Here is a 24,693-nt window from a genome sequence, read left to right on the forward strand (position 1 = left end):
CGCCGTGAACCGAGGCCTTAGAGTGCCTCACATGACGCCGCGACACCCGTACCCATCCGCGCCCCGCCAGGACCTCGTCGAGGAGGTGCACGGCGCCCGGATAGCCGACCCCTACCGATGGCTCGAGGATCCGGACTCCCCTGACACCCAAGGCTGGCTCACCGCCCAGGACGCGCTCTTCACCACCGCGAGCGTCGACTTCGCGGGTGTCGGGGCCTTCCGGGAGCGGGTCGCCGAGCTGACCCGTACCGGCTCGGTCGGCACGCCCGTCTGGCGGGGGAAGCGGCGGTTCTTCACCCGGCGGGACCCCGACCAGGAGCACGCGGTGCTCTACACCGTCTCCCCGGAAGGGCAGGAGCGCGCCCTGCTCGACCCGATGGAGATCGATCCCAGCGGGCTCACCACACTCGACACCTGGTCGGTGGACAAGGAAGGGCGGCTTCTCTCCTATCAGATCTCCGTGGGCGGTGACGAGAACTCCCTCCTGCACGTGATGGACGTCATCACCGGGGCCGTGATCGAAGGCCCGATCGACCGGTGCCGCTACTCTCCGGTCGCCTGGCTTCCCGGCGGCGAGGCCTTCTACTACGTCCGGAGCCTCCCCGCCGAGGCGGTCCCGGCGGGCGAGGAGCAGTACCACCGCCGGGTCTACCTCCATCGGGTCGGGACCCCCGAAGGGAGCGACGTCCAGGTCTTCGGCGAGGGCCTGGAGAAGACCAACTACTACGGGGTCTCGGTCAGCCGGGACGGACGTCATCTGCTGATCAGCGCGACGAGGGGGACCGCCCCCCGCGACGACCTCTGGATCGCCGACCTGACCGCGTCCCCGCCGCACGCACCCGAGCTGATCGTCGTCCAGGAGGGGGTGGACGCCCAGACCGGCGGCCAGGTGGGACGGGACGGGCGGCTGTACCTCCGGACCGACCGGGACGCGCCCCGCGGCCGGCTGTGCGTGACGGACCCCGCCACCCCGGACGCGTCGAACTGGCGTGACCTCGTCCCCGAGGACCCCGCCGCGGTGCTCCAGGACCACGCGATCCTGGACGACCTGGAACCCGCAGTGCTCCTGGTCGGCTGGACCCGGCACGCGGTGAGCGAGATCACGGTGCACAGCCTGGAGACCGGGGAGCGGATCGGCACGGTCCCCCTGCCGGGCCTGGGCTCGATCGGCGGGATCTCCGAACGCCCGGAGGGCGGCCACGAGGCCTGGTTCGGCTACACCGACCACACCACGCCGGGCACCGTGCACCGATACGACGCCAGGACCGGCCAGACGACGCTGTGGGCCTCCGCGCCCGGCACCGCCGAGATCCCGTCCGTCACCACCGAGCAGGTGGAGTACACCTCCAAGGACGGGACCACGGTACGGATGCTGATCGTCTCCTCCGGTGGAGGCGGCGGGGCCCCTGAAACACCCAGGCCGACGATTCTGTACGGGTACGGGGGTTTCGGGATCTCCCTTACGCCCGCCTTCTCGGCGGCCGTCCTCGCCTGGGTCGAGGCAGGCGGTGTCTACGCCATCGCCCAGCTGCGCGGGGGCGGCGAGGAGGGCGAGGACTGGCACCGGGCGGGCATGCTCGGCGCCAAGCAGAACGTCTTCGACGACTTCCACGCGGCGGCGGAGCGGCTCGTCGCCGGCGGGTGGACCACCCCGGACCGCCTGGCCGTCTCCGGCGGCTCCAACGGCGGCCTCCTGGTGGGTGCCGCGCTCACCCAGCGCCCCGACCTCTTCGCGGCGGTGTCCTGCTCGGCACCGCTGCTGGACATGATCCGCTACGAGCGGTTTGGCCTCGGCCAGAGCTGGAACGTGGAGTACGGCTCCGCGGACGATCCGGCGGAGTTCGCCTGGTTGCGCGGCTACTCCCCGTACCATCACGTTCAGGAGGGGGTGGCCTACCCCGCGGTGCTGTTCACCGTCTTCGACTCCGACACGCGGGTCGACCCGTTGCACGCCCGCAAGATGTGCGCCGCGCTCCAGCACGCCCAGTCCGCCGACCGGCCGGTCCTGCTCCGCCGGGAGACCGAGGTGGGCCACGGGGCCCGCTCGGTGAGCCGTTCGGTGGACCTCTCCGCGGACGTCCTCGGCTTCCTGGCCGCTCAGACCGGGCTGACCCCGCCGGACCCCGCCTAGACGGGTACGGGACCACCGGGGCATGCCGACGGCGCGGCCTCGGTGGTCCGGCCCGGACGGATGCGAATCAGGAGCGGAAGACGACGGTGCGCCCGCCGTTGAGCAGGACGCGCCGGTCGGTGTGCCAGCGCACGGCGCGGGCGAGGGCCAGGCACTCCAGGTCCCGGCCGACGGCGGCGAGCCGGTCCGGGTCGTGGGTGTGGTCCACCCGGGCGACCTCCTGCTCGATGATCGGCCCTTCGTCGAGGTCGGAGGTGACGTAGTGCGCCGTCGCGCCGATGAGCTTCACACCCCGTGAGTGGGCCTGGTGGTACGGGCGCGCGCCCTTGAACGAGGGGAGCGCGGAGTGATGGATGTTGATCACCTTGCCGGAGAGCTTCGCGCAGAGGTTCTCGGAGAGGATCTGCATGTACCGGGCGAGCACCACCAGGTCCGCCTGGTAGTGGTTGACCAGGGTGAGGATCTCGTTCTCCTGCGTGCCCTTGGTCTCGGGCGCGACCGGGAGGTGGTGGTAGTCGATGCCGTAGGACTGGGTGAGCGGCCGCAGGTCCGGGTGGTTGGAGACGACGGCGACCACCTCGATGTCGAGCAGGCCGCTGCGCACCCGGTAGAGCAGGTCGTTGAGGCAGTGCCCGAGCCTGCTCACCATGACGAGCACCCGAGGCTTGATCGCCTTGTCGTGGAGCTCCCACTCCATGGAGAACTCGGGGGCCAGGGCCGCGAACGCCGTACGAAACCCGTCGGCGTCGCCCCCGGTGAACTCGACCCGCATGAAGAAGCGGGCCTCGTACGGGTCGCCGTACTGCTGGCTTTCGGCGATGTTGCATCCGTACTCGGCGAGGGCCCCGGAGACGGCGGCCACCACCCCGGGCCGGTCGGGACAGGACAAGGTCAGCACGAATCTACTCATACGAGGCCCTCAACGTGGCTAGGACGGTCAGCGGGCGAGCTGGCTCAGGTCGCGGGAGGCGCCCGTGGAGGCCGACGTCGTCAACGCGGCGTAGGCCTGCAGCGCGGCGCTCACCGGACGGTCGCGGTCCCGCGGACGGTACCCGCCGAGCTCCGCGAGCAGCCGGGTGCGCCGGAGCGCGAGCTCGGAGTCGGCCACCGCGAGGTTGATGGAACGCCCCGGGATGTCGATCTCGATCGTGTCGCCGTCCTCGACCAGGGCGATGATCCCGCCCTCCGCGGCCTCGGGGGAGGCGTGGCCGATGGAGAGCCCGGAGGTGCCGCCGGAGAAACGCCCGTCGGTGATGAGCGCGCACGCCTTGCCGAGGCCGCGCCCCTTCAGGAAGGAGGTGGGGTAGAGCATCTCCTGCATGCCGGGGCCGCCCTTGGGTCCCTCGTAGCGGATGACGACCACGTCGCCCGGCTTGACCTTGTTGCCGAGGATCCCCTCGACGGCGCTCTCCTGGGATTCGAAGACCCGGGCGGTGCCGGTGAACCGCCAGAGCGACTCCTCGACCCCGGCCGTCTTGACGATGCAGCCGTCGGGGGCGAGGTTGCCGTAGAGCACCGCCAGGCCTCCGTCGCGGGTGTAGGCGTGCTCGTGGTCCCGGATGCAGCCCTGCTCGCGGTCGAGGTCGAGCTCCTCCCACCGGGCGTTCTGCGAGGCGCCCTGCGTGGTCCGCACCCCGCCGGGGGCGGCGTGCCACAGCTCCGTCGCCTCCGGGGAGGCGGTGGGCGACCGGACGTCCCAGGCCGCGAGGTACTCGGGGAAGGAGTCGCTGTGGATGCTGTGCACGCTGCGGATGAGCAGACCCGCCCGGTCGAGCTCGCCGAGGATGGCGGGGATGCCGCCCGCGCGGTGCGCGTCCTCCACGTGGTACTTGGCGGTGGCGGGGGCGAGCTTGCACAGGCAGGGGACCCGCAGGGAGATCTCGTTGATCTCCTTCAGCCCGAAGTCGACGCCGGCCTCCCGGGCGGCGGCGAGCAGGTGCAGGATCGTGTTGGTGGAGCCGCCCATGGCGACGTCGAGGGCCATGGCGTTGGCGAACGCGTCGTGGGTCGCGATGGACAGCGGCAGGACCGAGGCGTCGTCCTCGTCGTAGTAGCGGCGGCACAGGTCGACGACGGCCCGGCCCGCGTCCTGGTACAGCCGCTTGCGCGCGACGTGGGTGGCCAGGGTCGTGCCGTTCCCGGGCAGGGCGAGCCCGAGCGCCTCGACCAGGCAGTTCATGGAGTTCGCGGTGAACATGCCGGAGCAGGAGCCGCAGGTCGGGCAGGCGCTCTCCTCCATCTCCAGGAGCTCGGCGTCGGAGACGCTCTCATCGGCGGCGGCGATCATCGGGTCGATGAGGTCGAGCTTGCGGCCCGCGGTCCCCTTGCCCGCCTCCATGGGCCCGCCGGAGACGAAGACCGTGGGGATGTTGAGCCGGAGCGCGGCCAGCAGCATGCCCGGTGTGATCTTGTCGCAGTTGGAGACGCAGACGAGGGCGTCGGCGCAGTGCGCGTTGACCATGTACTCGACCGCGTCGGCGATGAGCTCGCGCGAGGGGAGGGAGTAGAGCATGCCTCCGTGCCCCATCGCGATGCCGTCGTCGACCGCGATCGTGTTGAACTCGCGGGGGATGCCGCCGGCTTCCCGGACCGAGTCGGCGACGACCGCGGCGACCTCCCGCAGGTGCACATGACCCGGTACAAACTGGGTAAAGCTATTGGCGACGGCGACGATCGGCTTGCCGAAGTCGGTCCCCGCCACACCGGTGGCCCTGAGCAGTGCCCGGGCACCGGCCATGTTCCTGCCGTGCGTGACGGTACGGGACCTGAGGGTGGGCATATCGGTGCGCTCCCATCGCGAGACCTACGTCTCTAGATGGTACGGGTCACGTCCTGCCCGCGCACAATCAACGCGGCCTTCCCGGGCCCGGCCGGGCCGTCGTCAGCTGGGCGGATACCGGGTCGGCAGGACCGCTTCGGCGGCCTCGGCGATCTCCTGGACGTCGGCCGGGGTGAGGCACTTCTCCCGCTTGGTGATCCAGCTCCGGACCCTGCTCCCGTCGAAGACGTCGACTTCCCTGATGTTGAGGACCTTCCACGGGATGGAGGGACCGTAGATGGCCAGCGACGGGACGACCGTGATCTCACGCCCGAGTTCGTCGCTGATCAGCTTGGCCGCGGTGCTGGCCTCCCAGTTGGCCTCGTCCAGCCGCGCCTTCTGGTTGAAGGGGCCGTGGAAGAGCTTGCGGTGCGACATCGCGCGGACCGGCAGGCGCTTGTCCCACTTCTCGGAGTCCACGGCGTAGATGCCGGTGGGCCCCACCACGAGGTGGTCGATCTGCGCGTCGCTGTCGGGCAGCGCCCGGGCGTGGAGGGAGTAGTACCCGTTCCGCTCCAGCCGGCGCAGCTGCGCCTCGGTCCGCCGTTCCGCCACCGAGGCCCGGCGCCACGCCGAGACCGACGAGACGGTGCGGGCGCGGTAGACGGTGTCGGCGATCGCCGCGATCACCGCGGCGGTGAGACCGACCCGCCAGTTGAGCAGGATCGTGAACAGGACGGCCGCCCCCAGCGAGACGATGAGACGCCGTCGCCAGTGGGCGTACTCCGGTTGCTGCAGGAACCCTTTGAGGGACGCCCGCTCCACGGGAGCGTAGGTCGTGGTCTCCTCGACGTCCGGGGTGCCTGCCCGGGGAGGTCGCTCGCTCACCCAGATCGGGGATTGCGCGTTGGCGTCTTCCGGGGTGTTCGCAGAATCCACACGAGGCAAGGTAGTTGACGCGCGGTTACCTGCCTAGTGTTGTGTAGTTCATACTTTTATCGCCGTGTTGTTCCGGTTCACCCGGGTGGAATACGGGTATTATTACGTTCCCTTTTCTCCGTTCCCTGGTGCAGGTTACGCCAAACTCGGCGACCGTCGGTGCCCGAGGGCCGGGATTTCTTGATGTGACTCCGCTCCGTCACCGTTTTCCTTCTCGGCTATCGAACATCCATTCGTTCGGCTGGGAGAGTTTAGTGGGAATTTGCGGGAGACAGCCCTCACCCCTCTGGTCAGGGTCCGCCCGGAAGATTACGTTGACATCATGGTCAGCGGGATCGAGATCCTCGGGATACTGATCGCGGTGTCCGGAGGGATGTTCATAGTGATCGGTCTTCTCGTGGTCGCCCCCACGCTGAAGCGCTCCCAGGAATCACGGGTGGGTTCCCTGCCGCTCTGGTTCAACGGCCCGGGCGGTGCGGAGGAAGGCGTCGGCACCTCCAGGCTCGTCCTCACCGACCGCCCCGCGCACTGGGCGGCCGGCGGCACGGCCGACTGGACCGAACTCGCCAGGACCGCGGAGCCCGCCCGGGGCACCGGCGGCGCGTCGGCGGGGTGGTGACATGCCGATCCTGACCTCTCCGCAGGCCGACGACGTCCGTACCGCCATCCGGCACGCCGCGCTCCGGGCGGACCTGCGGGTGGCCGTCTTCATGGGCTCCGCCCAGGGGCGCGCGCGCGACTACGCCGAGCGGCTGCACGCCGCGCTCGGCGACGAGCAGGCCCCCCGCGCCGTTCTCGTCTTCGTCGACCCCGGGACGCACGCGCTGGAGATCGTCACGGGCGCGCTGATCCGCGGGCGGGTCACCGACGGGCAGTGCCGCCTCGCCGCGATGGCGATGGTCACGGCCTTCAGCGCCGGGGACTACGACGGCGGCCTCGTCCAGGGCATCGAGATGCTCACCGAGTACGCCACGCACAGCTGAGGTCCGGTACGGCCTGCGGGCGGCCCGGCGTCGCCCGCAGGCGGATCCGCTCAGTCCGCGGGGTCCAGGGAGAGCCGGAACTCCAGGTGGGTTCCCCCGGCCTCGCCGCGGACCGTGCACCGCGCGCCCGGCCGGTCCAGGTGGACCATGAACCCGGTGAGCTGGGCGTTCACCGCCTCGACCATCGCGCCCGGCATCCGGATGTTGACCCGCCAGGCGCCCCGGTACCTGATGTAGAGCAGGATCCCCGTCCCGCCCGCCTCGATCGTGCAGCCGGGCCCGCCCACCGTGTGCGGGTCGTTCCCGGTGAGGAGGTGCCGGGTCCGGCCCACCGTGAGGTGGAGCGGAGGCGTCTCGTCTCCCCCCGGCGCGGGGACCGGAACCGGCCCGGCCGGAACGGGCGGACGTGCGGGCGGGATCCGGGCCGAGGGGTTCCGTTCCGGCGGGGTCGCCTCCGGGTGGAGCCCGTCCGGCAGGACGAGGGTCGGTGTGGGCCGGGCCGGCGGCGCCGTCCGGAGGCGCTCCGGCGTGGGATCCGGGGAGACCAGGGCCTGCAGAAGGTGGAACGCGGTCGGCCGGAGCGCGGGGTCCTTGCTGAGGCAGCGTTCGACGACGGGCCGCAGCGCCGCGGGTACCCCGCTCAGGTCGGGTGCGGTGTTGAGGATGTGGTGCGGGAGGGCGTTCAACGGGACGCTGCCGAACAGGGTCCGGCCGGTGGCCGAGAAGACCACGGTCGCGGCCCAGGCGTAGACGTCGGCGGCCGTGCCGACCGAGCCGACCTCGAACTGCTCGGGCGCCATGTAGAGCGGGGTGCCGAGGAGCCTGGTCGTCGGGCCCAGTGTGGTCTCCACCGCCCGGGCGATGCCGAAGTCGACCACCCGGGGCCCGTCCGGGCCGATCAGGACGTTGCCGGGCTTGAAGTCCCGGTGGATCACCCGGGCGTCGTGGATGGTGGCGAGCGCGGTGGCCAGCGAGATCGTCAGGCGTTCCAGGGCGGGGCCGGTGTAGGGGCCCCGCTCGTCCACCGCCCGCTGCAGCGACGGTCCCTGGACGTACTCGCTGACGATGTACGGGACGTGCCCGTCCACGTCGGCGTCGAGCACGGCGGCCGTATAGGCGTGCCGGACCCGCCGGGCCGCGGCCAGCTCCTCGGTGAAGCGGCGGCGGGCGTCCGTCTCGCTCGCCCATCCGGCGCGGAGCACCTTCACCGCCACGCGTTCGCCTCCGGGGGCCTGAGCGAGGTACACCAGCCCCTGGCCTCCCTCCCCGAGCTTCCCCATGATCAGATACGGCCCGATGCGCCGCGGGTCGCCGGGGGTAAGGGGTTCGAAGTGGCTCATGCGTTCAACACCGTGACGACGATCAGGATGACCACGAAGACCATGAGAGCGAGGACGATCACGGTGGCCCTGCGCTGGGCGGGTGTCCGCTCGGTCGCCCGCTCGGCCGGGATCCGTGGCGCCGGTATCGTGGCCTGCGGCCGGGACGCCGTGATCGGCGGCTTGGCGACGACCGCGGACCGCCCGGGCGGCCAGGGCTCCTTGATGTACCCGTCGATGTTCACCGACAGGCGGCCGGGGGCGACGAGCCGGGGCCACAGCGCGGCGGCCTCCCGGAGCCGCTCCCGGGTCCCCTGGGGCGGGAGGGTCCGGCAGCATTCGGCGAGCAGTTCGACGTAGGGGGTGGTCATCACCCGCTTCAGAACCTCCTGGTCGATGGCGAAGGTCTCCGCGTTTTCCTGAACGCAGCGGACGACCGCCCAGGCGAACTTGTAGTAGTCGGAGTTGGCGTCGAAGGCGGCGCCCTGCATGCCTTCGGGGAGCTGGTAGATCTCCGGATCGACCCGGGCGAGCGCCCCCACACCGCTCAGCGGGACACAGGAGTCGCAGTCGAGGAGGAACACCTCGGGGCGCGGGTCGACGGTGAACACCGCGTTGCGCAGCTGAAGGTCACCGACGGCGTAACCGCGGGTGTGCAACCAGTTCACGGTGCTGAGCAGCTGCCCGAGCACGGCGAGCTTGTAGGGCGGCTCGTAGTAGGTCGTGCCGATCCGCCGGGCCCGCTCGGGGCCGCGGGTCAGCACGTCCAGATGCCGGGGGGAGACCCTGGTCCGGCCGTCGGGCAGGGTGTGCTGCTCGAACATGGCCGGCGGCGCGAGCCGGATGAGGATGCCCTGGACGTACCCGGGACCGCCGACCGCGGCGACCGGCCAGGCGCAGCGCCGGTCCAGTTCGGCCCGCTCCTCGGCGGGCAGTTCCCGCCGCCAGCGCACCATGTCGATCAGCATTTTCTCGCGCATGCCCGCGATGGTGTCCTCGCTGTAGCGCTTGTAGACGTACTGTTCCAGGTCCGGCCCGGTGCACAGCCGCATGTCGTCGGCCTGGCCGCCCGCGCGCAGCCCCCGGTCGGGCAGTCCGGGGTCGGCGAGCCGGAGCGGATCCACCAGGAGGGGGAGTTCGACGTCGTCGTCCATGGCCCCGGTGCTCATGTGACCGCCAGATCGTGCCGGCCGGACCAGAGCGCCACGACGGTCCGGTCGTCGTCGAAGGTGGAGAGCCGGAAGTCGACCTCCCGGAGGAAGAGGGGGAGCTCCGGCGGTTTGCGCCAGGTCTTGGCGAGCCACGAGGCGAGCGGGCTCGTCCCGTCGCCCATCGCGGCGGCGAATCCGTCGCTGCTCAGCACCAGCAGGTCGCCGGATTTCCACCGGAGCCTGCGGACCGTGGAGTCCTCGGGGTTGGCGGGGAGCGCCGCGGTGACGTTCTCCGGGAGGTCACCCTGCTTGCCGGGGAAGACGGGAATCCACATGCCGTCCTTCAGCCAGTACGCCGGGGAGTCGCCCACGGCGGCGCAGACCGCCTCGCCCTCGCCCCCGGCCGGGATCACGGCGACGGTGAGGGTGGTGGAGGGGGAGTCCCTGGGCACCCGTCCGCCGGCGTTGCTCCCCGGCTGAGGTTCGCCGAGCCCGCCGGTCGACCGGCGGATCCGGTCCGCGATCGCGGTGTAGAAGGCGGGCCAGTCCCAGCGGCTGGGGTCGGCGTTGCTCCGCAGGTGGTCCTCGGCCACCTCCACGGCGGCGTGTACGGCCGAGGAGGCGGCCCGTTCGGCGTGCTTGGCGCTGCCCAGCCCGTCGGCGACCGCCGCGATCACCCACGCCCGGTCCGCGCTGAGCCGTACGGCGAACGCGTCCTGCCGGGGCTCGCCGCGGAAGGCGTGCTTACGCCCCCGGACGCTCGCCGCCCGGACCGTCGTGGCGCCGATCATCCCTCCGTCGAGCGCGATCCCCGAATCCCGCGAGGTGCTTCCGTAGGGCAGGTGTACCTGGATGGGCCGCGGCGGCGGGCCGAGGGTGAGCCGGTGCTCGTCGGCCTGGCCGGTCCGTTCCGGCCGGTTAGGCGGGACGGGGCGCTCCTGCGGGCCGGGGCGTCCCTGCGGGGGCTGCCCGGCGGCGGGTCGTCCCCGCTGCGGCGGGCCGGCGGTACGCCGCAGCCGCAGCAGCAGGACGCCCAACCCGATCAGCGCGATCAGCAGCAGGATCAGCAGTGTCCAGAGGGGGAACCCGCTGTCCTGTTCAGCCGGTTCGCGGGTTTCGGTGCCGGGCTTCTCCGGTGCCGGGAGGTTCGTCGTCGCCCAGCGCCGGGCGTTGTCCTTCACATCTCCGCCGGGTGACCGCATCGCGTGCATCTCGGCGGTGGTGAGCGAGGCGGAGACTTCGTCGACGATCTTTTTGACGTCGTCGCCGAGCTTGTCGGAGACGAGGGGGACCATGGTTCTCGGGCGGGAGGCATTCTCCGTGTCGCCGAGCGGCAGGAGCTCGTCGTTCGTCGCGATCCTGGGGTCGGCGGTCGACATCAGCGCGAGCTGTATCCGCTGCTCTTTCAAGTCCTTGACCGGATCCGAGGTGGCGGTCCAGGTGCCGAACCGCAGGCCGTGGGGCTTGGCGTTCAGCCGGTCCCGCCACTCCGGTGCGAAGATCGAGTCATGGCCGACGGTCCAGCCCGCGGCTGCCTTCACCCCCGTCAGGTCGCCGAGTGACCAGGCGTTGTGCTGCTTCGCGACCTGCCTGAGCATCACGAAGGCCGGTCGGGTGGACGCCTTGAGCGGGTCGAGGACCCGCAGGCCGTTCAGGGCGGTGCCTTTGACGGCCTCCGCCACCTTCTCGACGGTGCTCGGGACGGTCCGGCCGAGACCGCTCAGCAGATCCAGGGTGTCGACGGCGGCCACGGCGGGGACGCCGGCTGTGGTCAAGGCCTTCCTGATGCTCTCGACGGACGGGGTGCCGGCCGTCTCCTTGCCCGTCGGCCCGCCGTCCGGCTTGACCTCGGTCAGCAGGATGTCGTGGCCCCGGGCGCTCAGCACGGCCGTGTAGATCTCCGCGAGCAGTCTGCTCTCCGGGTGGCCGTAGAAGAAGACGGCGATCTTCTGCGGGGCGGACTTCTCCGGAGCGGGCGCGCCCGCGGTCGTGGCGTCCTTGGGCGCCCCCGCCCGGCCCGCGTCGCCCGTACAGCCCGCCAGGACCGCGGCGGTGAGGAGGGCGAGCCCCGCGGCCGCGGCCGTGCGGACGGAGGTCATGGGAGCCGGCATTCGAGGTGCCGCATTCCGACGGGGACGCGAAGGCTGAACTCGCTCTTGCTGACCGATATCCCGATGCTGTCGGAGACGGCGCGGGCGATGCCCTCCAAGACCTGGGTGGCCTGGATGGCCTCCTTGGCGACGTAGGCGAGGGAGCTTCCGCCGAGCTTGGTGGCGATCTGGCAGAGCGAGCGCTCGGTCACCTGATCGAACCCCATGGCGGCGATGTGCGGCCGATGCCCGAAGGAGGTGTCGGCGAGCCGGTCGCGCAGCGGGAGCCAGACCTGCGGCGGCTGGGTGCTCTCGCCGACGTAGGGCTCCCCGTCGGTGATGAAGAAGACCACGGGCTGCTTGAGCTCGTAGTCCTGGCGGAGCCTGCGGCAGTCGGCGTCGATGATCCGGAAGAGGGCGTCGAAGACGGCGGCGTAGTTGGTCTGCCCGCCCTTGGGGAGCTCCGGAACCCTGACCGCGTCACAGGGCCGGGTGAGCGGCAGGATCACCTGTGCCTGGTCGGAGAAGGCGACGATGCAGATGTGCGCCGCCTCGCTGACCCCGGGGTCGCCCGCCTCAAGCTGGAACAGGAGCTGGCCGACGCAGTTGGAGAGCACCTCGTGCGGGGTCGGCCGGCCGTCCCGGCGGGGCGCGTGCATCGAATAGGAGACGTCGCACACGATGTAGAAGGGGAATGCGCGGGGGCGCGCGTAACCGGGGAGCGGTTCCGGGATGTATGGCATGTGGGGCGCCTCAATGACCTAACTGGTTGATTGTCCAGGAGAGGGTCCGCCCCCGTGGCCCTCGATTCGGGTCTGCACAATAGGCGAAAGGCGCTGCCCGACTGGCGCCTTCACCGATATTGGACTACCAAAAATCGGTATTATTGCGATTTGTCCAGAAAATGTGGTTGATCACTGAATCTCCTCCCCCTCGGTGTGATTCTCAGTGACCGCGACCTCTTGGATATCATCATTCGACGACATTTCACCGGACAGGCCGATTACAGAATTCTGACCCCGCGGAACCACCGGACGGGAGAGCCGGTCTGGTACGGCCGCCGCGGCGCGCTCAGCCGGAGAGGGCTTCCACCAGGCAGGCCGAGACGTCGGCCAGGAGGGTGTCGGGCTTGATCGAGACCCCGGCCACCACCGAGAACACCGTGGTCAGCCTCTCCAGCGGGAAACCGTCCGCCTCCGACGGCTCACCGAGCAGCGGCGACTTCGACAGCGAGGTGACGCTGCGCTGCCAGGCCTCCAGCACCTCCTCGGGGGAGGGCACCCCGAAACCGTGGCCGACCGGGGCCGCGTGGCGGAGCCGGACCAGGGCGCTCTCCCCGAAGTCGAGCGCCACCCGGCACCGTTCGGCCAGCGTGTCGTCCCGCACCCAGTCGACGGCCGCGCACTTGCGGCGGCAGGCCGAGGCACAGACCCCCAGCGCGTGGGCGACGTGGCTGTGCTGCCGGTCCAGATAGGAGCGCCAGCCCAGCGGCGGCTCGATTGCGACCCGCAGGCTCCGCGCCACCGCGGACTGGTCGGACTTGGTGTGATCGCAGGAACGCTCGCCCAGGACCCCGAACCGGCTTCCCTCCGCGGTGAGCTCCGCGGGCCAGCGCGCCGGATCCCCCGCGTGGCCGAGCACCGGCTCCCACGCGAGCAGCGGGAGGTACTCCGAGGCGATGTGGATCGCCGCGATCATGGCGCTCATCTCCCTCCGCCGCCAGCGGGCCTCGATCACCTCCAGGAGCAGCCGGTAGGCGGGCCGCAGCGAGGCCAGCGCCCCTCGCGGGCGCTCCCGCGCGGACTGCGGCATGTGGCAGGCCCGGGCGCGGTTCTGCAGGTCCCGGGGGATCACCGCGACGCCCCGGCCGGGCCGCGGCACGCCGGGCGCGACCGGGAAGGGGTGCTCGATCTCGGTGCCGAAGTCCTCCGCGTCCAGGTCGAGCAGGCGTTCGCCGAAGGCGCACAGCGCGGTGACCCGGGCGGACTTGACGGGGTTCGACAGGTGGGCCGGGGCGAGCGCGGCGACGTCGCCGAAGGAGTACCGGCGGGCCAGGGCGACGAGGAGATCACGAGCCGAATCCACTCGATCACCCTACTCATGTCCTGGGGTGGGGGTGATCCACCCAAGGTAGGGCAACCGGGGTGGTGGGCTTGCGGGGCCGTTGACCCGATCACGGGCGCATGGAGCCGGTACGGCCGGATCCGGCGTCGATGAGCCTCCCCGCGTAGCCCGTACCCCACGAAGTCCGGGTGTTCCGGGCGTACGCCGTACTTCCCCTCGGGCCGGAAACGGCGGCGGCCGGGCGGGGATCATACCCCGCCCGGCCGCCGCCGGCTCCTGGATCAGGCGGTCGCCGTACGGTCGCGCTCCCGGGCCCGCAGCGCGCGCCGGACGCCGTCGGCGCCCTCGATCAGCAGGCGCCGCAGGGCGTGCGGCGGATCCTCGGCCCGCAGGTACCCCTCGGTGGACTCGATCGTCGACGGGTCGATGGCGAGCGCGGGGTAGCAGCCCGTGGCGAAGGTCTGCGCCGTGTCGAAGGTCCACTCCGACCAGATCCGCCCCACCTCGGCGAAGTACTTCTCCGTGTACGGGGCGAGCAGCTCGTCGTGGCCGGGGTGCAGGAAGCCGAGCACGGTGGAGCGGAGCACCGCCCCGGTCAGCGTGCCTCCGATGATCTGCTGCCAGGCCCGCTCCTTGCCCTCGGGCGTGGGCAGCGAGGCACGGCACATGCCGGCGGAGCGTTCGCCGGTCGCGGTCGGGTCCCGGCGCAGCTCGTCGTCGATCTCCTGGGCGGAGGCCGCGCCGGCCGAGACGAGGCTGTGCAGCACCGTCCAGCGCAGGTCGGCGTCGACGGTGAGCCCGTCGGGGACCGACTCACCCGAGAGGATGCCGCGCAGGAAGGCGACGTCGGCGTCCGAGGAGGCCACCCCCGCGAACGCGTTGAGGTAGGCGAGCTGCTTGTCGGAGCCCGGGGCCGCGTCCTTGACGAGCTCCCTGAGGGTGTCGGCGAGGAGGGCGAGCCCCTTCGCCCGCCAGGCCGGGTCGGTGTACTGCCGGACGGCCAGGGTCGCCTGCCGCAGCACCGTCTGGGTCACGGTGATGTCGGCGACGGACCCGATGCCGGAGCAGACCAGCCGGATGTAGTCGCGGGTGGCCATCTCGGCGTCCCGGGTCATGTCCCACGCCGCGGACCAGCACAGGGCGCGGGGGAGCGACTCGGCGAACTCGGTGATGCCCCCGTTCACCAGCGTGGCCAGGGACCGCTCGTCCAGGCGGACCTTGGCGTAGGTGAGGTCGTCGTCGTTGACCAGGACCAGGTCCGGCCGCCGTTCCCCGACGAGCTCGGCGACCTGGGTCTTGGCGCCGACCACGTCCAGTTCCACCCGGGTGCGCCGGACCAGCGAGCCGTTTTCCCGGTCGTACAGACCGATCGCGACCCGGTGGGAGCGGAGGGTGGGGTACTCCTGCGGAGCCTCCTGCAGCACCTCGAACTTCGTGAAATTTCCGGATTCGTCTACGTCGAAGGACGGGCGGAGCGTGTTGACCCACGAGGTCTCCAGCCACTCCTTGGTCCACGAGGACAGCTCCCGGCCCGACGTCCGCTCCAGGTGCGTCATCAGGTCCTGCAACGTGGTGTTGCCCCAGGCGTGCTCCTTGAAGTAGGCGCGCACCCCGGCGAGGAAGTTGTCCAGGCCCACCCAGGCGACGAGCTGCTTGAGGACGCTCGCGCCCTTGGCGTAGGTGATGCCGTCGAAGTTGACCTCGACCGCCTGCATGTCGGGGATGTCGGCGGCGATCGGGTGGGTGCTCGGCAGCTGGTCCTGGCGGTAGGCCCAGGCCTTCTCCACATTGGCGAAGGTCGTCCACGCGCCCTGGCCCCACCGGGTGGCCTCGGCCTGGCAGAGCACCGACATGTAGGTGGCGAACGACTCGTTCAGCCACAGGTCGTCCCACCAGCGCATGGTGACCAGGTCGCCGAACCACATGTGCGCCATCTCGTGCAGGATCGTCTCGGCGCGCCGCTCCACCAGGGCGTCGGTGACCCGGGACCGGAAGATGTAGTCCTCCAGGAAGGTCACGCAGCCCGCGTTCTCCATCGCGCCCGCGTTGAACTCGGGCACGAAGAGCTGATCGTACTTGCCGAACGGGTAGCGCAGGTCGAAGACGCGGTGGAAGAAGTCGAACCCCTGCCGGGTGACCTCGAAGATGTTGTCCGCGTCCAGGTGCTCGGCGAGCGAGGCCCGGCAGTAGATCCCCAACGGGATGCCGTCGTGCTCGTCCCGGACGACGTGGTAGGGACCGGCCACGAGCGCCGTGATGTACGTGGACATGCGCTGCGTCGGGGGGAAGCGCCAGCGCTTGGCCGCCTGGAGCCCGCCGTGCCCGCCCAGCGTGGACGCCGGCAGTTCGACGATCTCGTCGGGGGCCGTGTTGGAGACGGCCTGCCAGTCCGCCGGAGTGATCACGGTGAGCTGGAAGACCGACTTCAGGTCGGGCTGGTCGAAACAGGCGTACATCCGGTGCGCGTCGGCGGTCTCGAACTGGGTGTGCAGGTACACCCGATCGTCGACCGGGTCGACGAACCGGTGCAACCCCTCGCCGGTACGCATGTAGGTGCAGTCCGCGTCGATGCGCAGCTCGTTCTCGGCCCGCAGGTCGGGGAGGGGAAACCGCCCCTTCGCCGAATCGTAGGCGGCCGGGTCCAAGGCGACGCCGTTCAGCACGACCTTGCGGATCTTTGCCCCCGCAAGGTCGATGAAGGTCGACGCGCCGGCTTGCGTACAGCCGAAGCGCACCGTCGTCACACTCTCGAACCTCTCCTCGCCCTCGGTGAGGTCCAGCTCCACCTGGTACGACTCGACGGTGAGCAGCCGAGCCCGCTCCCGGGCCTCATCGCGGGTCAGGTTCCCTGCCACATCCGCTCCTTACGCACTTCGCGAAGACAGCCCACGGTTTACGTGGGGTTGACTGAACGATGACTGAATCCTGCCATGCAGGACAGGAAATACGGCAAGCGTATCGGCGCCGGCCTCCACGGCCACGCCCCCCCGAGCCCGCCGAGTCCATCTCTACCCGATCAGATCATCGTTCGCGAGGGAATAGTCCCGGCACGGGCTCGGGTTGTCGAAGCCGAGACAGTTGTTTGATCAGTGGAGCTGAACCGTGACCGAGCGAACGCGCGTTGACTTCTGGTTCGACCCGCTCTGCCCGTGGGCGTGGATGACGTCCAGGTGGCTGACCGAGGCCGCCGCCGTGCGCGACCTGGCGCCGCGCTGGCATGTGATGAGCCTGGCGGTCCTCAACGAGGGCAAGGACATCCCCGACGACTACCGGGAGCTGCTGACGGGGGCGATCGGCCCGGTGCGGGTCTGCGCCGCGGTCGCGGAGCGGTACGGCGAGGACGCCCTCGGCCCCTTCTACACCGAACTCGGGACGCTCTGGCACAACGAGGGGCGCGGGGAGTTCCGCGACGGGTGGCGGACGGTTCTGGCGGAGGCGCTGGAGCGGGCCGGGTTCGACCGCGGGCTCGCCGACGAGATGGACTCCGACCGGCTGGACGGTGCGGTACGGCGTTCGCACGGCGAGGGCATCGGCCTGGTCGGCCAGGAGGTGGGCACCCCGGTCATCGCGGTCGAGGGGGTGGCGTTCTTCGGCCCGGTGGTCTCCCCGATTCCCCGGGGGGAGCAGGCGGGGCTGCTCTGGGACGGGGTTCGGCTGGTGGCGGGAACCGACGGGTTCTTCGAGCTCAAGCGCAGCCGTACCCGCAAGCCGGTTTTCGACTGATCTGTCAGGGTAAGAGGCGGTTCCATGCGGCAGAACTACATCGACGGGGCGTGGACCCCCGCGATCTCGACCCGATCGGCGGGGGAGCGGACGTCCGACGACGGACCCCCGGCCGCCGAGGCGATCGACGTCCTGAACCCGGCGACCGAGGAGATCCTCGACCGGGTTCCCGCGGGTTCGCCCGACGATGTGGACCTGGCGGTCGCGGCGGCCCGCGCCGCCTTTCCCGCGTGGGCCGAGACGGCCCCCGCGGCCCGGGCCGCGGTCCTCTCCCGGGCCGCCGCGCTGATCCGGGAGCGGGCCGAGGAGATCGCCCGGATCGTCGTCGCCGACCTGGGCGCGCCGCTCGGGGTCGCGCTCAAGGTGCACACCCTGATGCCCGCCGCGGTGCTGGACTCCTACGCCTCACTCGCGCAGACCTTCCCGTTCGACACCGGCCGGGTCGGCAACTCGCTGGTGGTCCGGGAGCCCGTGGGGGTGGTGGGCGCGATCACCCCGTGGAACTACCCGCTGCACCAGGTGGTCGCCAAGGTCGCCCCGGCCCTGGCCGCGGGGTGCACCGTGGTGGTGAAACCCTCGGAGGTCGCCCCGCTCGCGGCGTACGAGTTCGCCGCGATCCTGGCCGAGGCGGGGCTCCCGCCCGGGGTCTTCAACCTGGTCGGCGGCACCGGCCCGGTGGTGGGCGAGGCGATCGCGGCCCATCCGGACGTGGACGCGGTGTCCTTCACCGGCTCGGTCCGGGCCGGGCGCAGGGTCGCCGCCCTCGCCGCCACGACCGTCAAACGGGTCACCCTGGAGCTCGGCGGCAAGTCGGCGAACCTCATCCTCCCGGACGCCGACCTGCCCCGCGCGGTCAAGGTCGGGGTGGCGAAGGCCTTCCTCAACTCCGGCCAGACCTGCTCGGCCTGGACGCGGATGCTCGTGCCGGAGTCGAGCTATCCCGAGGCGGTGGCACTCGCGGCCGAGGCGGCCGCCGGGTACACCGTGGGCGACCCGCTCGCCGCGGACACCCGGCTTGGGCCGCTGGTCTCCGCCGCCCAGCGCGAGCGGGTCCTCGGCTACCTGCACCGGGGGGTCGAGGAGGGGGCACGGGTCGTCGCCGGCGGCACCGAGGTGCCCGCGGGCCGCGGGTTCTACGTCCGGCCGACGGTCCTCGCCGACGTGCGGCCCGGCATGGTCGTCGAACAGGAGGAGATCTTCGGCCCGGTTCTGTCGGTCCTGTCGTACGCCACCGAGGACGAGGCCGTCGCGATCGCCAACGGCACGCCGTACGGCCTGGCCGGCGGGGTCTGGTCGGCCTCGCAGGAGCGGGCGGTCGCGGTGGCCCGGCGGCTGCGGACCGGCCAGGTCGACATCAACGGCGGCGCCTGGAACATCCTGGCGCCCTTCGGCGGCTACAAGCAGTCCGGCGTCGGCCGCGAACTCGGCGTTCACGGCTTGGAGGAGTACCTGGAGGTCAAGTCCCTCCAGCTCTGACCGGCCTCGGGTGCGAGCCGTCCGAGGCCGCCCCCGTCCCCGGCGGGTGGGAAGGAGCGGGCCCGAGGCCGTACCGGATCTTCCGGCCCGGTGGGTGTACGGCCTGCGGCGGCCCGCGCCGGGTCAGCGCAGGCCGGACATGATCTTGCGGCGGACGTCCTTGGGGAGGTGGTCGATGTAGAGCGTCCCGTTCAAGTGGTCCGTCTCGTGCTGCAGGCAGCGGGCGAGGTGCGCCCGGCCCCGGACCTCGACGGGGCGGCCGAGCCGGTCCACGCCCCGGACGGTGGCCCCGACCGCGCGGGGGGTCGGCTCGTAGTGGCCGAGGACGGACAGGCACCCCTCTTCGTCCACGACGCTCTCCACGTCGTCGACGGTCAGTTCGGGGTTGACCACGTGCCCCTTGCGCCCCGCGCAGTCGAACACGAAGATCCTCAAACCCACGCCGATCTGGGGCGCGGCGAGCCCGACCCCCTCGGCGGCGTACATGGATTCGAACATGTCGTCGATCAGCCGCCGCAGGTCCCGGTCGAAGGTCGTCACGGTCTCGGCGGGGGTACGGAGCACCGGGTCGCCGAGCTGGCGGATCTCGTGGACGGTCATGAACACTCCGGGAGTAAGAGTCGACGTGGCGGTGTGGCCGTTACTCTATCGGGCCTGACAGACTAGGGCGCTGTGCGTGTCTACATCGGGGCCGACCATGCCGGCTATGAACTCAAGAATCACCTGGTCACCTGGCTCAAGGAGCAGGGCCACGACCCGGTCGACTGCGGTCCGTTCGTCTACGACGGGCAGGACGACTACCCGCCCTTCGTGCTCCGCGCCGCGGCCGGGACGGCGGCGGAACCGGGGAGCCTCGGCATCGTGATCGGCGGCTCCGGCAACGGCGAGGCGATCGCCGCCAACAAGGTCGCCGGGGTACGGGCGGCGCTGGTCTGGAGCGAGGAGACCGCGACGCTCGGGCGTGAGCACAACGACGCCAACGTGATCAGCGTCGGCTCCCGCATGCACTCCCAGGAGGAGGCGACCCGGTTCGTCGAGGTCTTCCTGGCCACGCCGTACTCCGGCGCGGAGCGGCACACCCGCCGGATCGAGATGCTCTCGGCCTACGAGCGGACCGGCGAACTGCCCCCGCTGCCCTAGGACGGCAGGTCCTCCGGCTCGCTTTTCCGCGGGCCGGAGGCCTTACCCCGTGATTCGTGCTGCCTGCCCGACTCGTCGCGGAGGGGCCGCGAGTCGGCGGCCGCCTCCTGCTCGGGCGAGGTCCGTGAGACGTCGCGGGCCCGCATCGCCGTGATCGTCGTGATTCGCATCCCCTGGATCGCCACCAGCCCACAGTACGGCCGGAGCGCGGCCCCCACCAGGGTGGGCCGGTCAGAACATCAGGCCGCAGTGCGGCTTGACGCCCCAGGACATCGCCGTGGACAGGTGCGCGACCGCCCCCGGCCGGTGCTCGGAGACCAACCCGGCGGTGTGGTAGGAGCCGAGGGACTCCCCGCCGAGATAGGCCGAGCCGAGCGCCTGCACCGGGACCGTCAGATCCGCGGGGTCCCCGGTGGGCGTGCAGGTGCCCCCCGAGCGGTCGCCGGAGAGCCGGAAGCGCCGCTCGTTCCACGGGCACACCGGGTCGGTCACGTCGATCACGACGTCCACCGGCGCGGCGTAGGCCCGCATCCCCAGCGCGCGGTCCACGTCCACGAGGCGGACCCAGAGCTCGTCCGACCAGGTGGAGTGCAGATGGCGGGGCTCGGCCAGCAGCCGGGTCAGGGGGTCGTCCACCGGGCCCTGGGCGACCACGGTGGAGACCAGGTCCCGGTCCAGGAGCTGCCGCCACGTCACGGCGTACGCGGCGGGGTCGAGGGCGACCAGGTCGACCAGGGTCAGCTCGCAGTCGGGCACCCCGTGGGAGTCCCATCCGTCTTTGATCCGGAACAGGGCGTAGCCTCGCGGCCCGGTCGCGTCCTCCACGATCACGCCGCGCAGCGGTCCCGACCCCCGTCTGCGGCTTTCGCCGTCGGACAGGCGGGAGTTCCAGCGCGCCTCCGTCCGCTCGTATCTGCCCGGACGAAGCGGCACCGCCTCGGCGTGCACCTTCGCCAGGTCCTGCCGGGCCTCGTCCACCTTGCCCGGCCGCAGCAGCCGGACCCGCAGCCCGGGATCGTCCGGGGCGTCCCGGACGTAGGCCGTCGACCCCCGGGTGGGGATGCGGTACGACAGCTCGTGCGAGGCCACGCCGTAGCCGTACCGCCGGTAGATCGGGGACTCCGAGGCGTACAGCGCGGCCACCGCCTCCCCGCCCTCGTGCAAATCGGTGAGCTGCCGGGTCATCAGCGACCGCAGGATTCCGCGGCGGCGATGGGAGGGGTCCACCGCGACCGCCGTCACCCCGGCCACCTCGCGGACACCGCCGGGAACCGCCATCCGCAAGCTGTACAGGGCGGTGCCGCCCACCGGTGCGGAGCCGTCGAAGGCGACCAGGGTCCGGTCGAACTCCTGCATCGCGCTGAAGAGCGCGCCTTCCGTCTCGTCTCCCTCGATGTTGAAGGCCTCGACGTCCACGGCCGCGAACGCGGGCCACTCCTCGGCCTGGACCGGCCGGATCGGATAAGAGTTCATACTGCCCACGCTAGCCAGAGTGGGCCGTGGCCCGCGAACCCTTATCGGGGGCCCTGATCAGGCTCGTCGCGCGGCGCACGGGCAAGTCGGATGCTCATCCGGCCTCGGGAACGATACAGTCAAACGCATCATGAGTCCCCGACCGGCGTCGTTCATCCCAGCTCGGCTCCGTGCGTTCCTGGCCCCAGTGGGGTACATATCCCGGTTCGCACGGCGAGGGCCGCACGCCAGGGATCACGGCCTGCTGATCCTACTCGGACTCGCCTCACTCCTGCTCGGCGGGTTCGCCGCGCGGTTCTCCCCGGTCTGGTTCTCCCCGAGCATCCTCATCCTCGTCGTGCTCGTCGGCGGGCTCCAGCTCCGCCTGCGCAGCCTCGTCCTCCTGCTCGCCGCGGTCGTCGTCTCCGTCGGCTACATCGCCGTCGTGCTCGGGCTGCCCGCGGTCGGCCCCGGCCTGCTGGTCACCCTCGCCGTCACCACCACGCTCGCCGTGGTCATGGCGCGCACCCGGGGCAAGCTCGGCGTGCAGGGCCTGCGGGGCGACGCCATGCTCCTGGAGCTCCGAGACCGGCTCAAGAGCCAGAGCGAGCTGCCGAGGCTCCCCCGGGACTGGGGGGAGAAGGTCGTGCTCAAGCAGGCGGGCGGCTCCTCCTTCGGCGGGGACTTCGTCGTCTCGCTCCGGGAGGGGAACCGGCTGGAGGTGGCGCTCGTCGACGTCTCCGGCAAGGGGGTCGACGCGGGCACCAGGGCGCTGATGCTCTCGGGGACGTTCGGCGGGCTCCTCGGCTCGGTCGCGGGCTCGGACTTCCTCGCCGCCTGCAACAACTACCTGCACCGGCAGCGGGAGAGCGAGGGCTTCGTCACCGCGGTCCACCTCCAGGTGGACCTCGACTCCGGGAAGTACACGATCACCTCGGCGGGGCACCCGCCCGTGGTCAAGTTCGACGCCGGGACCGGCACCTGGCTGGTCGCCGCGACCAAGGGGGTCGTCCTCGGGGTCGTGCCCGACCTGCACTGCGAGCCCGACAGCGGCACCCTTCGCAAGGGCGACGCCCTCCTGCTCTACACCGACGGCCTCATCGAGCAGCCGGGACGGGACATCGACGCAGGGCTGGACAAGCTCCTCGGGGAGGCGGAGCGCCTGCTGGCGTCCGGCTACCGGGAGGGGGCCAGAGCGCTGGTGAACACCATGTCGGCCGGTCACAACGACGACTGCGCCCTGGTCCTGATCTGGCGGCCCTGACCCCGGCGACCGAGATTCACGGCCCGAGTCCGGTACGGGCCACGCGGTTACAGCCAGCCGGAGTCGGTGGCGATGCGGATGGCGTCGATCCGGTTGCGGGCCCCGGTCTTGCACATGATCCGCGAGAGGTGGTTCCGGACCGTTCCCACGGAGAGGAAGAGGCGTGAGGCGATCTCCGCCGAGGGGGAGCCGTCCGCCGCGAGGCGCAGGACGTCGACCTCCCTGCGGGTCAGCGGGCTGTCCGCGGTCTGCAGCGCGGCGATCGCGAGCTCGGTGTCGATCGCGCGGTGGCCCGCGGCCATCCGGCGGATCCCGGCGGCCAGGCTCTCCGGCGCCACCGTCTTGCCCATGAACCCCAGCGCGCGGGCCGCCAGGGCCCGGCGGGCCAGACCGGGGTTGGGCCGGACGGAGAGGATCAGGACCCGGCACGCCGGAGCCTTCTCGTGGACCCGCGCGGCGACGGCGAACCCGTCCGTGCCCGGCAGTTCCAGGTCGATCACGGCGATGGCCGGCTCGAACTCCAGGACCGCGGGGACGACGTCCTCTCCGCTCTCCACGTCGGCGACGACGGTGAGATCGGGTTCACCGTTGAGAAACTCCACGAGCCCGCGGCGGGTCAACGGCGCGTGCTCGGCAACCAGAATGCGGATCAAGACAGTCCCTCGCTCGGTTTCCGCTTCCAAGAGTGATCGCATGGTGGCGCAGTGTCAACGCAGTCTCCAGGTTGGGTAGAGGTTACGCAAGTCCTGCGGCGGCGGCGCGGGCGGCCTCGCGGGGTTACGATCGACCACAGGGTTTCTCCGATGCGGGGGTAGCAGAACATGAGCTGGCTCTACGTGGCCGGGATCGTCATCTTCCTGGTGGGGTTGATGGCGTCGATCGCCCTGCACGAGATCGGCCACCTGGTGCCGGCCAAGCTGTTCAAGGTCAAGGTGACGCAGTACATGGTGGGGTTCGGCCCGACCCTGTGGTCACGCCGCAAGGGGGACACCGAGTACGGGGTCAAGTGGATTCCGATGGGGGGCTACATCCGGATGGTCGGGGCCCTCCCGCCCCGGGCCGCCGACGAACCCGGCAAGGTCCGCCGCAGCTCGACCGGGCCGTTCCAGAACCTGATCGAGAGCGCCCGCGAGGTCGCCCTGGAGGACGTCCGCCCCGGTGACGAGGACCGCCTCCTCTACCGGAAGAAGTGGTGGCAGAAGGTCGTCATCATGGCGGGCGGCCCCGCGATGAACTTCGTGGTGGCCTTCGTGGTCTTCGCCGTCGTGCTGATGGGCTTCGGCGTGCAGACGGCCCAGCCGGTCGTCAAGACCGTCTCCCCGTGCGCGGTCCCCGTGACCGAGACGCGGGCCTGCGCGGCCGCGGACCCGATCGCCCCCGCCGCCAAGGCCGGGATGCGACCGGGCGACCGGATCGTCTCCTTCGAGGGCAAGCCCGTCTCCTCCTGGACCGAGGTGAGCCTCGCCATCCGGGGGCACGGCCCCGGGCCGACGGTCGTCGAGGTGGTGCGCGACGGCCGGACGGTGCCGATCCAGGTCGAGCTCATCGGGCAGGACCGCCCGTCGCTGACCGAGGAGGGGAAGATCGACAAGAACGTCGGCTTCCTCGGGATCACCCCGACCGCGGAGTACGTCCGGCAGGACCTGGGCGCGGTCACCGCCGCGATGTGGGACATGACCGTCCGCGGCACGCTCGCCATCGTCAATCTGCCCGAGCGGATGGTCGGGGTCTGGGAGGCGGCGTTCAGCGGGGAGAAGCGCGACGCCAACGGGCCCATCGGGATCGTCGGCGCGGGGCGGATCGCGGGTGAGCTCGCCGAGAACTCCGACTCGGGTCTGGAGATCATCATCTCCTGGCTGATGCTGCTCGCCGGTTTCAACCTCGCCATCGGCCTGTTCAACCTGATTCCGCTGCTTCCGCTGGACGGCGGCCACATCGCGGGCGCGCTCTGGGAGGGGTTGCGCGGCGGTGTGGCCAAGATGCTGGGCCGCCCCAACCCCGGCTACGTGGACCTGGCCAAGGCGCTGCCGCTGACCTACGCCATGGCCTTGATCCTGGTGACGATGGCGGGCCTGCTGTTCTACGCCGACCTGGTCAACCCGGTACGCCTGTTCGGCTGAGGCTCGGGCCGGCCGGATGAGAAAAGCCCCGCTTTGCGGGGCTTTCTTCATGTGAGCTCGCCGGGGACGTCCCCGGAAGCCGA

At 71.2% G+C, this 24,693-nt stretch carries 21 protein-coding genes; 8 read left to right on the plus strand and 13 right to left on the minus strand.

Features of this window, described 5'->3' with window-relative positions:
• The first annotated feature begins 31 nt into the window (after nt 1-31).
• On the plus strand, nt 32-2,131 hold the full coding sequence (locus tag RUR_RS26160; RefSeq protein WP_283137842.1) for a prolyl oligopeptidase family serine peptidase: 2,100 nt from the start codon (nt 32-34) through the stop codon (nt 2,129-2,131).
• 67 nt (nt 2,132-2,198) lie between these two features.
• Here RUR_RS26160 and purU read toward each other — a convergent pair whose 3' ends face one another.
• The 3 genes from purU to RUR_RS26175 all read right to left on the minus strand — a co-directional run bounded on the left by purU (nt 2,199) and on the right by RUR_RS26175 (nt 5,828).
• Nucleotides 2,199-3,041, minus strand: coding sequence for a formyltetrahydrofolate deformylase (purU, locus tag RUR_RS26165; protein WP_283137843.1), 843 nt, complete (start codon nt 3,039-3,041; stop codon nt 2,199-2,201).
• Nucleotides 3,042-3,068: 27 nt separating this feature from the next.
• Entirely contained in the window at nt 3,069-4,910 is a 1,842-nt protein-coding gene (gene ilvD, locus RUR_RS26170; protein WP_283137844.1) for a dihydroxy-acid dehydratase, read from the minus strand.
• A 102-nt stretch (nt 4,911-5,012) separates the two neighbouring features.
• Nucleotides 5,013-5,828 (minus strand): nuclease-related domain-containing protein, encoded by an 816-nt coding sequence (locus RUR_RS26175; RefSeq protein WP_283137845.1) that lies wholly within the window; start codon nt 5,826-5,828, stop codon nt 5,013-5,015.
• A 322-nt stretch (nt 5,829-6,150) separates the two neighbouring features.
• Here RUR_RS26175 and RUR_RS26180 point away from each other — a divergent pair, with 322 nt between their 5' ends.
• Nucleotides 6,151-6,447, plus strand: coding sequence for a hypothetical protein (locus RUR_RS26180; protein WP_283137846.1), 297 nt, complete (start codon nt 6,151-6,153; stop codon nt 6,445-6,447).
• Nucleotide 6,448: 1 nt separating this feature from the next.
• Nucleotides 6,449-6,811 carry a TPM domain-containing protein gene (locus RUR_RS26185; RefSeq protein WP_283137847.1) on the plus strand — a complete coding sequence of 121 codons (363 nt, stop codon included), beginning with the start codon at nt 6,449-6,451 and terminating at the stop codon, nt 6,809-6,811.
• A 50-nt stretch (nt 6,812-6,861) separates the two neighbouring features.
• Here the strand turns inward: RUR_RS26185 and RUR_RS26190 are convergent, their stop codons facing one another.
• The 6 genes from RUR_RS26190 to pepN form a co-directional block, all read right to left on the minus strand.
• Nucleotides 6,862-8,151, minus strand: coding sequence for a serine/threonine-protein kinase (locus RUR_RS26190; protein ID WP_283137848.1), 1,290 nt, complete (start codon nt 8,149-8,151; stop codon nt 6,862-6,864).
• The gene (locus RUR_RS26195; RefSeq protein WP_283137849.1) at nt 8,148-9,299 is read right to left on the minus strand and encodes a hypothetical protein; all 1,152 of its coding nucleotides are present in this window, start codon (nt 9,297-9,299) and stop codon (nt 8,148-8,150) included. The genes RUR_RS26190 and RUR_RS26195 overlap by 4 nt, the downstream gene beginning before the upstream one ends.
• Nucleotides 9,296-11,380: a protein phosphatase 2C domain-containing protein gene (locus RUR_RS26200; RefSeq protein WP_283137850.1), complete on the minus strand. Its 2,085-nt coding sequence runs from the start codon at nt 11,378-11,380 to the stop codon at nt 9,296-9,298. The genes RUR_RS26195 and RUR_RS26200 overlap by 4 nt, the downstream gene beginning before the upstream one ends.
• Nucleotides 11,377-12,114, minus strand: a complete 738-nt coding sequence (locus RUR_RS26205) for a vWA domain-containing protein (protein ID WP_283137851.1) — start codon at nt 12,112-12,114, stop codon at nt 11,377-11,379. Before RUR_RS26205 ends, RUR_RS26200 begins: the two co-directional genes overlap by 4 nt.
• A gap of 328 nt (nt 12,115-12,442) precedes the next feature.
• Entirely contained in the window at nt 12,443-13,456 is a 1,014-nt protein-coding gene (locus tag RUR_RS26210) for a hypothetical protein (RefSeq protein WP_283137852.1), read from the minus strand.
• Nucleotides 13,457-13,716: 260 nt separating this feature from the next.
• Entirely contained in the window at nt 13,717-16,290 is a 2,574-nt protein-coding gene (gene pepN / locus RUR_RS26215) for an aminopeptidase N (RefSeq protein ID WP_283137853.1), read from the minus strand.
• A gap of 247 nt (nt 16,291-16,537) precedes the next feature.
• Here pepN and RUR_RS26220 point away from each other — a divergent pair, with 247 nt between their 5' ends.
• Both RUR_RS26220 and RUR_RS26225 read left to right on the plus strand, forming a co-directional pair.
• Entirely contained in the window at nt 16,538-17,158 is a 621-nt protein-coding gene (locus RUR_RS26220) for a mycothiol-dependent nitroreductase Rv2466c family protein (protein WP_283137854.1), read from the plus strand.
• Between the two features lie 24 nt (nt 17,159-17,182).
• A complete protein-coding gene (locus RUR_RS26225; protein ID WP_283137855.1) occupies nt 17,183-18,634 on the plus strand; it encodes an aldehyde dehydrogenase family protein in 1,452 nt (483 codons plus the stop codon).
• A gap of 123 nt (nt 18,635-18,757) precedes the next feature.
• On the opposite strand, the gene def is transcribed toward RUR_RS26225, so the two are convergent.
• Nucleotides 18,758-19,234, minus strand: a complete 477-nt coding sequence (def, locus tag RUR_RS26230; RefSeq protein ID WP_283137856.1) for a peptide deformylase — start codon at nt 19,232-19,234, stop codon at nt 18,758-18,760.
• A gap of 72 nt (nt 19,235-19,306) precedes the next feature.
• Between def and RUR_RS26235 the strand changes: the two genes are divergently transcribed.
• On the plus strand, nt 19,307-19,774 hold the full coding sequence (locus tag RUR_RS26235) for a ribose-5-phosphate isomerase (RefSeq protein WP_283137857.1): 468 nt from the start codon (nt 19,307-19,309) through the stop codon (nt 19,772-19,774).
• On the opposite strand, the gene RUR_RS26240 is transcribed toward RUR_RS26235, so the two are convergent.
• The gene (locus RUR_RS26240; protein ID WP_283137858.1) at nt 19,771-19,959 is read right to left on the minus strand and encodes a hypothetical protein; all 189 of its coding nucleotides are present in this window, start codon (nt 19,957-19,959) and stop codon (nt 19,771-19,773) included. The genes RUR_RS26235 and RUR_RS26240 overlap by 4 nt on opposite strands.
• Before the next feature lie 46 nt (nt 19,960-20,005).
• A complete protein-coding gene (locus tag RUR_RS26245; protein WP_283137859.1) occupies nt 20,006-21,247 on the minus strand; it encodes a GNAT family N-acetyltransferase in 1,242 nt (413 codons plus the stop codon).
• 130 nt (nt 21,248-21,377) lie between these two features.
• Here RUR_RS26245 and RUR_RS26250 point away from each other — a divergent pair, with 130 nt between their 5' ends.
• Nucleotides 21,378-22,490, plus strand: coding sequence for a PP2C family protein-serine/threonine phosphatase (locus RUR_RS26250; protein WP_283137860.1), 1,113 nt, complete (start codon nt 21,378-21,380; stop codon nt 22,488-22,490).
• 47 nt (nt 22,491-22,537) lie between these two features.
• Here RUR_RS26250 and RUR_RS26255 read toward each other — a convergent pair whose 3' ends face one another.
• Complete coding sequence (locus RUR_RS26255; protein ID WP_283137861.1) at nt 22,538-23,143, minus strand: response regulator transcription factor; 606 nt, start codon at nt 23,141-23,143, stop codon at nt 22,538-22,540.
• Nucleotides 23,144-23,311: 168 nt separating this feature from the next.
• Here RUR_RS26255 and RUR_RS26260 point away from each other — a divergent pair, with 168 nt between their 5' ends.
• A complete protein-coding gene (locus RUR_RS26260; protein ID WP_283137862.1) occupies nt 23,312-24,610 on the plus strand; it encodes a M50 family metallopeptidase in 1,299 nt (432 codons plus the stop codon).
• Nucleotides 24,611-24,693: the final 83 nt, after the last annotated feature.

The organism is Rhizohabitans arisaemae, assembly GCF_025996515.1.
Taxonomy (GTDB): Bacteria; Actinomycetota; Actinomycetes; order Streptosporangiales; family Streptosporangiaceae; genus Rhizohabitans; species Rhizohabitans arisaemae.